This is a genomic window from Methylocaldum sp. (assembly GCF_039794385.1).
GTDB lineage: Bacteria > Pseudomonadota > Gammaproteobacteria > Methylococcales > Methylococcaceae > Methylocaldum.
Genome location: NZ_JBDIVO010000434.1, coordinates 1 through 3,411 on the forward strand (window position 1 = coordinate 1; position 3,411 = coordinate 3,411).

3 protein-coding genes are annotated in these 3,411 nt (G+C 58.9%); all 3 read right to left on the reverse strand.

Annotated features, from left to right (window positions below):
- Positions 1-392: 392 nt before the first annotated feature.
- Positions 393-1,364 carry a cytochrome D1 domain-containing protein gene (locus tag ABJK70_RS22245; RefSeq protein ID WP_347259165.1) on the reverse strand — a complete coding sequence of 324 codons (972 nt, stop codon included), beginning with the start codon at positions 1,362-1,364 and terminating at the stop codon, positions 393-395.
- 136 nt (positions 1,365-1,500) lie between these two features.
- Entirely contained in the window at positions 1,501-1,815 is a 315-nt protein-coding gene (locus tag ABJK70_RS22250; protein WP_077731116.1) for a cation transporter, read from the reverse strand.
- A gap of 61 nt (positions 1,816-1,876) precedes the next feature.
- A partial coding sequence (locus ABJK70_RS22255) for an efflux RND transporter permease subunit (protein ID WP_347259166.1) occupies positions 1,877-3,411 on the reverse strand: 1,535 nt, incomplete at its 5' end.

Here is a 3,411-nt window from a genome sequence, read left to right on the forward strand (position 1 = left end):
GTCCTGGCCTACGGCGTCCTTAAGTCCGGCCGACCGTTCGATCCCAATCATGGGCTTGCATCGTGATTTCTAAGACGGTATCTACGAATGCTTGAATCCATTCACCCGAGCCGAAGGCGCCAACGACGTCCGCCAAGCTGGTTTTGCCGTACGAGCGCGATGAAAACGCTCTAAGGCCATTTGCAATCAATCCCTACATACGAATGGAAACTGCTCTAAACCCAAAGCGCTCCGGAAGCCGCATCGAGTGGTCTACCCGAACGTACTTGCGCCACGATGGGCAAGCAGCCCGGACGAAACATGGCTGATCCCGGCGGATCGAGGCCACGAATCCCGAATTCGGCAATGGCCTACTAGCCCGAACCAGCTATCGGAACTCTTTCAGCTCCTGCTCAAGGGCGCTTGAAAGCGATGCCTTCCGGTGCCGTGCCGACTTTGATGGTCTTGATGATGCGATCCTTCGTGGCGTCGATCACGGAGATCGTGTTATTTCCCGTATTGGTCAAGAGCAGCAGTTTTCCATCGGCCGCAAAGCCGATGCCATGGGTGCCGGCATTCGGCGCAATCGCGACGGTCTTGACGATCGCATTGTTGGCCAGGTCGATCTTCTGCACGGTGCCGGCGCCGTCGTTGGCCACGTAAGCATGTTTCTGATCGGGCGTTACCGTCACCTGCACCGGCCCCGCATCCGTGGGGATACGGGTAATGACCTGGAGACTGTTGCCGTCGATAACGGCAACATGGTTGGCGGCATGACAGGCGATATAAACGCGCTGAGTGTCCTTGGCGAAACCGGCCCCCAAAGGGCCGAGCCCGACCGGTATGGTGCCCATTACGTTCCGGTTGGTCCTGTCGATAACCGACACGTCGCCGCTGCCGAAATTGCTGACAAACACCCGGTCGCCCGCTATGAGCGCGAAGTGCGGCATGCGGCCGACCTTGATGGTGGCCAGCGGAGCATAGGTTCCGGGATCGATCACCGCGACGGCGTCATCGAACTCGGTGGTGACGTAAGCTTCCTTGCCGTCGGAACTGATGAAGGTGTGGCGAGGGCCGTTACCGACCCGGAATGTCCGGCTCACTTGATCCGTAGCCGTGTCGATGATGGAAACCGTACCGTCGTTATTATTGGTAACCCAGGCCGTTTTTTGATCCGGGCTCAAAAAAACATTGTGGTCATGGACACCGACCTTGACCGTCCGAATCGTTTTGCCGGTGTTCAAATCAACGACCCCAACTTCACCCCCGAACCAGGCGGTAGCGTAAACTTTGCCGCCGGCCGCCTTGGATTCGGCCGCGCTCAACACGTTAACGACGCCTAGGACATAGCACAGCACGATGCCGAGAACTTGGGAATGCTTCATATCGATCTCCTCTCCTAGTTCATATGTGGGAATCGGCAGCCGTCATTTCGGGCCGCTCATGCCTTCATGCGGGGTTTGACCGCAGCTCACTCAAAAGATAATGAAACGGGAGATATTCATTCTTAGGGGCTAGGTTTCATGATCTGATCCGCCAAGCCGGAATTTTTATCCGTTGTTTCTCAATCGGAGGAAGAGAGGAAACGGCGGAAGATAAAAGCGTCGATTCGTAATACTTCACAATGCCGTCGTAGAGACTGAAGCCATAGACCAACGCATCGCCCAGCATATCGAGGGCGTCGGCGAGGAGAGCGACCGAGCCGGCGATCAGGCCGGAAACAAGTTCGACGATGAACATCATCGCGTTCAGAGCCAAGACGATCCGGAGGGTCTTGGCTTGGCGCCCGCGGAGTAGCTCAAGCGCACCGGCTTTTTCAGTGCAGCATGCGTCCATCGTTTAAGCGATGCCTAATCCTAACCTAGGAGACTTCGACGGCTTACCGGGCCGGAAAGCTTCATGGCCCTTGGTCCGGCACTTGGTATTTGACATCCTTGTGCCAGCGCCAAATCAAGTAAACGGCCGGGATGACGAACAGTGTGAGCAGCATAGCGGAACCGACGCCGCCGATCATGGGGGCTGCCAGACGCTTCATCACATCCGCACCGGTACCGCTGGCCAGCATGACGGGAATGAGCCCTATGATGTTGGCGCCCCCGGCCATGGCCATGGGGCGGATGCGTTCCACCGCCCCGGAAAATACCGTCTCCGTGAGATCCTCGAGGGACTTCAGTCGACCCGCTGCCTGGCGCCGTTTGACCGCCTCGTCGAGATAAGCCAGCATCACCGCGCTGGTCTCGGCGGCAACGCCCGCCAGGGCGATCAGCCCCACCCAGACCGCGATGCTCATGTTGTAGCCGAGCAAGGCCAGGTACCAGATTCCGCCAACCAAGGACAAAGGGACGCCCAGCATGACCATGAGGGTCTTTGTGACGGAGCGGAAGGTGAAGTAATACAGCACGAAGATGATGGCGATAGTCAAGGGAATGAAAAGCTTGAGCCGTTCCTTGACGCGCGCCATGAATTCGTACTGCCCCGACCAGGTGAGGGTATAGCCGGGCGGCAGCTCGATGTTCTCCGCCACGCGCCGTTTGAGCTCCTCAACATAACCGCCCACGTCCCGTTCGGCCATATCCACGTAGACGTAGCCCGACAGCATGCCGTCCTCGTCCCGGATCATGGCCGGACCGCTGACCATGCGCAGGGAGGCCAGCTGCGCCAGCGGCACTTGGGCGCCGCTGGGCGTATCGACCAGCACCCGCCTTAGCTTGTCCGGGTCGTCCCGAAGCTCCCGGAGATAACGTACGTTAATGGGATAGCGCTCCCGGCCTTCGATGGTGATGTCGATGTTCTCCCCGCCGATGGCCGATTCGATGTATCGGTTCACGTCCATCACGGAAAGACCGTAGCGGGCGATCTCCTCGCGATTGATGGCGAAATCCAGGAAATAACCGCCGGAAACCCGTTCGGCATAGACGCTTCGGGTACCCGGCACCTCTTTCGCGATCATTTCGATCGATTTGCCGATCGCCTCGATTCGGTTCAGGTCGGGGCCGAAGATCTTGATCCCCACCGGCGTGCGCACGCCGGTGGTCAGCATGTCGACGCGTGCCTTGATCGGCATGGTCCAGGCATTGGTGACGCCCGGAAACTGCAGGGTCCGATCCATCTCATCGACCAGACGGTCATAAGTGATTCCCGGCCGCCACTCTTCTTTGGGCTTGAGTTCGACGATCACCTCCATCATGGAAAACGGCGCCGGGTCGGTGGAGGTTTCGGCGCGCCCGGCTTTGCCGAACACGTGCGCCACCTCGGGGAAGCCCATGAGCTTCCGGTCCATTTGCTGCAGGAGCTTGCCGGCTTCCGTCACCGAAATGCCGGGCAAGGTGGTGGGCATGTACAGGATGGTGCCCTCGTAGAGGGGGGGCATGAACTCCGAGCCCATCCGCTGATAGACCGGAATGATGCTGACGACGAGCAAAACGGACAAGA